The following is a 6,982-nucleotide window of genomic DNA, read 5'->3' as shown; positions in this document are numbered from 1 at the left end:
AAAGCCGAGTAACATTCCAAACCCTATAGCGCGATGCGCCTGTTCCAAGGTCCCTGTAAAACAGTGGAAGATCCCGCGTAAACGATCATGCTTTTCTTCTTCCAAAACAGCAAAGATCTCATCAAAGGATTCTCTGCAGTGAATCACAATGGGTAGATCCAATTTCTTAGCCAATTGAATCTGCGCCTTGAAGGCTTCTATTTGAATATCCAAAGTAGAGGTATCCCAATAAAGGTCTATTCCAATCTCCCCTACTGCAGCAAATTGACGTTTTTCAAATTGCTCGTAAACGTGTTGGAGTTCTTCTTTGTAATTCTCTTTGACCGAAGTGGGATGCAATCCCATCATCAAATGCATTTTCCCGGGAAACTCAGCTTCCAAATCATACATACGCTGGGTGTATTCACTGTCGATCGCAGGGATGTAAAAGTCAGTGATTCCAGCATCGGTTGCACGCTCAACGGCAGTCGCACGATCCTCATCAAAGTGCTCTACATAAAGATGGGTATGGGTGTCTATAAATTGCATTGCTTGCAAAGCTAGTCCTTTTTATTGAGCTATCTTAGCGCAAAATTTCAGATTTGAGCAGCCTTAGAAGCTTCTTAGAAGCAGACAAATTCACCCGGATTTCACTAAAGAAAACCCGCACCCTTCACTATAAGGTCGAGGCGCGTATTAACGGTTGCAAATGCTGGCTCATTGTAGATACAGGGGCTTCTACCTCCTGCATCAATCTCAGTGAAGCCGAAACCTTGAAAATGACCATTCAAGCTAGTGAGATTTTAGCTACGGGCGCAGGAGCCTCAGGTCTAGAAACTCAGATAAGCGAGCAAAACTGTTTAAGCTTAGGAGCCTGGGAAAAAACCAAGCTAGCCTTTATCATAATGGACCTATCTCATGTTAATGCTGGCTTAGCCCAAGCGAAGGAAGATCCAATCACTGGAATTTTAGGCGCAGATATCCTTAAACAAGCGCGTGCCGTCATTGACTACGGAAGAAATTGCATGTACTTCAAATTGTAAAAATTTGTTTACATTGAACTGCTTGATAACCACATAATTCCCCCACTTTAATGAGACTTTTCTTCGCTTTGATCGCGTTGTTTACTGTGAGTTTGGCTTCCGCTCAAAAAGCGTGGGAACCTTACTTGCAGCAATATGCCGCAGCCCAAACTCCAGAGGCGAAGATGCAAGCCTTAGACTCTGAGCTCTCCCTTAGTTTTAGAAAAGACACAGACGTATTTATTAAGCACAGTTTTGTGTTTATTGATCTAGCAGAACAAGTTGGTGATTATGTAGGCATGGCAAAAAAGGCCATGAACCTTGCCTATCCACTCAATGCTTCAAATAGGCCAGAAGAGTGTGTGACTTTGATAGATCGAGTCTTACAGTACAGCGATCAGATTGACAATACGTTTTTAAGAGGCGGTCTGTATTTAAAACGCGGAGGTGGTTATTTTAGAATTGATCAAAAGAAAGCTGTTGAAGACTTCACCCAAGCCATTGAGAACTTTGGCCCAAAAGACTCCATATATATTGCCGATGCTTATTTATTCCGAGGTCAGGCAAATACCAATCTAGGAGATTTTGTCAACGCTTCTGCAGACTATGATATGGCCTCTCGCTACTTTGAAAATTTAGGCGACTATCAATACATGCTCTTTGCCAAACAAGGTAATATTACCATGTTCAGCATGAATGGTTTTCTGGAAACGGCGCAAATGGAACGCTCCGAGCTCATTGAGCAGATCAAAGAACTAGGGCTCTATTCCAACCTCAGCAATGAATACTACAATCAGGCTGTAGATGATCGTAAGATCGGAGATTTTGCATCCGCGCAAACAGAACTATTGCAAGCGGTTAAGTATTTGGACAGTACACAGAATAAGATCAGCAGTTATTTTGCCATTCACGGTTTACTCGCTACCCAATATGCCGAACGCGGCAATATGGAAAAGGCGGAGTACCATCTCAATCTTTTGGAAGATCTTCGAACAAAAAATTCCACAGATCTGATCACTGAATCGCATTATCATGCCACTAAAACAACCATTCTCAAATTTAAAGGACAACTAAAGGAGGCCTTAGCATTCGCAGAAATGTGCCTCAAAGATGCAAATGCTCTCGGGAATCAAGAACAGGTCATTAACGCCTTACAGGATCTATTTGAGATCCACGAAGCTATTGGGGATACAGCGATCAGCTTAGATTACCACAAACGATACCACCGAAAAAAAGATTCTCTTTTTGACAGCCAAAAGACCAATTTGATGCTCTATTATCAAAGTCTGTATGAGTCTGAAAAAAAGGAACGCGAAATTCAGGCGCAAACGGCGAATATTGAACTCCTTGAAAAAGACAACTTGGCCTTTAAGCGTTGGTTGCTCTTTACAGGTATTGCTGGAGTGTTGATCTGCGGGATCGTTTATTTGGTCTTTATGCAACGCGGCCTCAAAGACAAACAAGACTTGCAGCATAAATTCTCTCAAAAACTGTTACTCTCTCAAGAAGAAGAACGCAAAAGGATCTCTAAAGAGCTTCACGACGGTTTGGGCCAAAATCTGCTACTTATCAAAAACAGCTTGACCATGGCAGGCGATGATCACAACAAAAATATGGTTGGAGAGGCCATTGATGAAGTCCGGGCTATTTCTCAGGCTTTACACCCTTTTCAATTACAGGAATTGGGCCTGACTAAAGCTATAGAAAACATGGTTGTACAAATTGATCGCAACAGTACACTGTTTATTTCCGCAGAAATTGATAATATTGATAAATTCTTTGATAAAGAAGACTCCCTAAATATTTACAGAATCATACAGGAGAGTTTTAATAATGTTTTAAAGCATTCCGGAGCCGAGGCCACCAAGATCAAAATCAAGAAGGATGAGGCTCAAGTTAAAATTAGCATTCAAGACAACGGCAAGGGCTTTAATGTGTCCGAAAAATTCCGTGACCTAAAATGCATGGGCCTTAAAACCCTAAAAGAGCGTGTACGCTCCCTTAAAGGAGTGTTGCGCATCACTAGTAAGACAGAAACAGGAACCGAATTGCAATTTACATTTCCAGTTTAAGCTATGGCAAAATGCTTGCGAATCTTTATTGCTGATGATCACCCGTTAATCTTAAAAGGGCTTAATGACTTTTTAAAGGAACGCGGGTACAATATTGTTGGGAGTTCAGGTGATGGGCATATCGCTCATAAAATGATCATGAACTGCGAACCAGACGTGGCTATCTTAGATATTGAAATGCCTGGAATGACCGGTTTAGCAATTGCAAAGGCCTGTGAAAAAGCTGGCTTAGCTACAAAGGTGGTCATCATTACGCTTCACAAGGAGCCTGAGCTGTTTCGCGATGCGAAGAACCTAAATATCTTTGGTTATATATTGAAAGAATTGGCTTTAGAGGAGATCGAGATCTGTCTGAGCTATATCGCAGAGGGGCAATCCTACTTTAGCCCTGCTATTACTCGTCTGTTGGATCAAGATCAGGATTGTAGGCTTTTAGAGAACCTTACCCCCTCCGAAGTAAAAATCTTAAGATTGATTGCTCGGGACATGACCAATAAAGAGATCGCTCACCATTTATACATCTCTCCTAGAACTGTTGAAAAGCACCGCTCCAATATCATTGCAAAACTCAGTTTAGAGCCTAAAACCAATAGCCTTTTACTCTGGGCTAAAAAGCATCAATCCTTCCTAGATTAAAAAAGGGGAGAAACCCTTGAATTGGCCTTTCTAAGGCAAAATACGTATTTATACGTATGGCAGGAGGTACTAAATTCTGCAACTTTGTGGTAAATGAAAAAGAATTGAAACCTCAAAAAAGAAAAATGGCACAAAGTCTCTCATATAGAAAACATAAAATACTAATGGTAGTAGTTTTAGCTATCAGTTCCATAGTCCTTTTCCTTAACGTTCTAACACTAATCAACTAACGGTAGCTTAGACTAATCAAAAACCCTCCAGTCGGAGGGCTTTTTTATTGCTTTACAATTCTGACAGATGTTGTTCCACTTTCTCCCATTAATCGGGCAATATATATTCCTGTACTGAACTGCTGCATATCGAGTTGATATTGCGTCGTATTTGGCGCTACTTTTAAAAGCGATTGGCCCAAAAGATCAAAGAGCTCAAGCTCCTCGATAAAAACTCCTGCATCAATCAGGGTAAGATCTGAAGCTGGATTTGGACTGGCGGTTACCGGAATGCTAATTGCGTTCTCTGCCACAGAGAGGCTGCTATCGCCAAAAACGATATTGTCAAAATAGATCACATTTTCTGTACTACGGGCTTGAAAGTCTGGAAAAACGATCAATTGATCGATTCCAGAAGATGAAGGCTCGTCTATGATTCCTGTAAAATCAAATACCAAACGCTGCCATTGATTCACCAAGGTGTTCGGTATTAGGATTTCACCCGTAGAGGCTCCTGCTGGTGTTGCAAATTTAATTCCCACATTGCTGCTTACCGTTTTATAAACCATTATAGAGACAAAGGCATTGTCTGGGCTCAGATCAAAGGTGCCAATATCTGCCCCGTGCATGGTCTCGCAACCTGCAAAAGGAGCACCTGTGGTTCTAACCGTAAACTTTGCAACGGTCTGAGACGTATTTATACCCTCAGGAAAGGGATTAATAACTATTTCTAAAGGCGGATTATCATCGTTCTCAAAAACAGTCCATGTCCAATCACCACCAACTCCAGAGGTTGGCTCAAAATCTATCGGGTTGATCTGCGCTAAGCCTATCGAGCTCATTAGCATCAAGGAAAAAAAGGTTTATAATCTCATGGTATTTAGTTCTTTAGGGAAGATAGAACACTACTGTTGAGTTCAATCAAATACTCATACATACAACCTGTGTTGTGGCCTTGTATAGTTCATTAAACTGTTGAGCATAAAAAAAGGCCCATACAGGGCCTTTTAAATATTATGGATTCGGTGATTAAAGCTCCAATGCTTTCTTAACATCACCATTCATTAGTAGTTCTGTAGGATTTTCAAGAGCCTCTTTTACAGCTACTAGGAATCCAACAGATTCTCTTCCATCAATGATGCGGTGATCATAAGACAGCGCCACATACATGATTGGTCTAATCTCTACCTTCCCGTCAATAGCCACTGGACGCTCCACAATATTGTGCATCCCGAGGATTCCACTTTGCGGCGGGTTGATGATAGGCGTGGAAAGCATGCTTCCAAAGACCCCTCCGTTAGAAATAGTGAAAGTACCTCCAGTCATTTCATCAACGGTGATCTCTCCATCTCTAGCGCGGATCGCTAAACGTTTTACCTCAGCTTCTACCCCTCTAAAGGTTAAATTCTCCGCATTTCTGATAACAGGTACCATAAGTCCTTTTGGTCCAGAAACAGCAATGGAAATATCTTTAAAGTCATAGGTGATTTTGTAGTCTCCGTCAATCATGGAATTCACATCTGGATACAATTCCAGAGCACGCACAACAGCCAGGGTGAAAAACGACATAAACCCTAGACCCACTCCGTGCTTGGCTTTGAAAGTCTCTTTGTATTCTTTTCGAAGCGCAAAGATCGGCGACATATCTACCTCGTTAAAGGTGGTCAGCATGGCCGTTTCATTCTTGGCAGACACCAAACGCTCGGCAACTTTTCTGCGGAGCATCGATAGTTTTTTACGCTCACTACCACGAGACCCTTGTCCTGGCGTTCCCATAGAAGGTGTGGCTTTAACCGCATCGTCCTTGGTAATTCTGCCATCACGGCCTGTGCCTTTTACAGAACCAGCATCAATGCCTTTCTCATCCAAGATCTTTTTGGCTGCTGGCGAAGGGGTTCCCGTTGCATAAGTTTTACTTTCACTGGCTGGAGCTGCTTTCTCCTCTTTCTTCGGAGCTGCTTCTTGCTCCTCTTCTTTAGCAGATGAGTCTCCTGCACCTTCTGGTTTGGCAGCATCAGTATCGATAAGGCAAACTACTTGCCCCACCTCAACGGCGTCTCCCTCTTCTGCTTGCAGGGTAATAATACCACTGGCTTCTGCTGGCAATTCTAAAGTAGCTTTGTCACTGTCTACTTCTGCAATGGCCTGATCTTTTTCTACCCAATCTCCGGTTTCAACCAACCATTGAGCTATTTCTACTTCTGTGATGGATTCCCCCGGTGAGGGTACTTTCATTTCTAACATGGGTCGTTTTCTTTCGTGTTAGTAATTTATGATTCTGGCGTTTCGAAAACCGATTCGATAACGCGTTTGTGTCTCGCTTTAGATCTGGTACTGCTTCCTGCGGCAGGCGCACTGTATACACGTCTCGACGCAACACGGAGTTTTACCAGATCAAAATTCATCAACATGTATCCCCAAGCTCCCATATTTTTGGGTTCTTCTTGAGCCCAAACATAATCGGTCACGTTTGGATAACTGTCAATGATCTCTTTAAGTTCTTCTATCGGAAGCGGGAACAACTGCTCTAATCGTACCAGAGCTACGTCGTCTCTTCCTTGAGTCTCGCGATAATCTTCCAGATCGTAATAGAACTTTCCGGTACAGAATACCAAGGACTTAATTTTCTTTTTATCAGCCTGCGGATCGTCAATAACCGTTTGGAATGCTCCCGTAGCCAATTCCTCTTTTGTGGAAACTACCTTAGGGTTACGCAACAAACTCTTCGGAGTGAAAACAATCAATGGCTTTCTAAAATTCCACTTCATTTGGCGTCTCAGCAAGTGGAATAAGTTTGCCGGAGTAGTTACATCAGCAACGATCATATTCTGTCTGGAACACAATTGCAGATAACGCTCCATACGCGCACTACTGTGTTCAGAACCTTGCCCCTCATAACCGTGTGGAAGCAACATCACCAAACCGTTTTGAGTTTTCCATTTGGCCTCAGCTGCAGAAATGTATTGGTCTAACATGATCTGCGCTCCGTTGGAGAAATCCCCAAACTGCGCTTCCCAAATGGTAAGGGTTCTAGGCGCTGCCATAGCGTATCCGTAGTCAAAAC

At 42.5% G+C, this 6,982-nt stretch carries 6 protein-coding genes and 1 pseudogene; 3 read left to right on the top strand and 4 right to left on the bottom strand.

The annotated features are described in order from the left end of the window. On the bottom strand, positions 1–528 hold a 528-nt coding region (locus HRT75_RS13640; protein ID WP_291187834.1), incomplete at its 3' end, for a TatD family hydrolase. A gap of 53 nt (positions 529–581) precedes the next feature. Here HRT75_RS13640 and HRT75_RS13635 point away from each other — a divergent pair. From HRT75_RS13635 to HRT75_RS13625, 3 genes are read left to right on the top strand one after another with little or no spacing between them, the layout of a single operon-like run. After that, entirely contained in the window at positions 582–1,022 is a 441-nt protein-coding gene (locus tag HRT75_RS13635; RefSeq protein ID WP_291187831.1) for a retropepsin-like aspartic protease, read from the top strand. Between the two features lie 50 nt (positions 1,023–1,072). Further along, the gene (locus tag HRT75_RS13630; protein ID WP_291187828.1) at positions 1,073–3,073 is read left to right on the top strand and encodes an ATP-binding protein; all 2,001 of its coding nucleotides are present in this window, start codon (positions 1,073–1,075) and stop codon (positions 3,071–3,073) included. 3 nt (positions 3,074–3,076) lie between these two features. Next, positions 3,077–3,709 carry a response regulator transcription factor gene (locus HRT75_RS13625; RefSeq protein ID WP_291187826.1) on the top strand — a complete coding sequence of 211 codons (633 nt, stop codon included), beginning with the start codon at positions 3,077–3,079 and terminating at the stop codon, positions 3,707–3,709. Between the two features lie 274 nt (positions 3,710–3,983). Here HRT75_RS13625 and HRT75_RS13620 read toward each other — a convergent pair whose 3' ends face one another. From HRT75_RS13620 to HRT75_RS13610, 3 genes and pseudogenes are all read right to left on the bottom strand, one after another. Next, complete coding sequence (locus HRT75_RS13620; protein WP_291187824.1) at positions 3,984–4,760, bottom strand: T9SS type A sorting domain-containing protein; 777 nt, start codon at positions 4,758–4,760, stop codon at positions 3,984–3,986. A 187-nt stretch (positions 4,761–4,947) separates the two neighbouring features. After that, complete coding sequence (gene odhB, locus HRT75_RS13615; RefSeq protein ID WP_291187822.1) at positions 4,948–6,162, bottom strand: 2-oxoglutarate dehydrogenase complex dihydrolipoyllysine-residue succinyltransferase; 1,215 nt, start codon at positions 6,160–6,162, stop codon at positions 4,948–4,950. A gap of 26 nt (positions 6,163–6,188) precedes the next feature. After that, positions 6,189–6,982: pseudogene (locus HRT75_RS13610) on the bottom strand (2-oxoglutarate dehydrogenase E1 component); the annotation flags it as partial.

Origin of the sequence: Gilvibacter sp. (assembly GCF_013214815.1) — a bacterium.
Classification (GTDB): Bacteria; Bacteroidota; Bacteroidia; order Flavobacteriales; family Flavobacteriaceae; genus Gilvibacter.
Note: the sequence above shows the minus strand (reverse complement) of the source record. Positions and strands in the feature narration are given on the sequence as shown.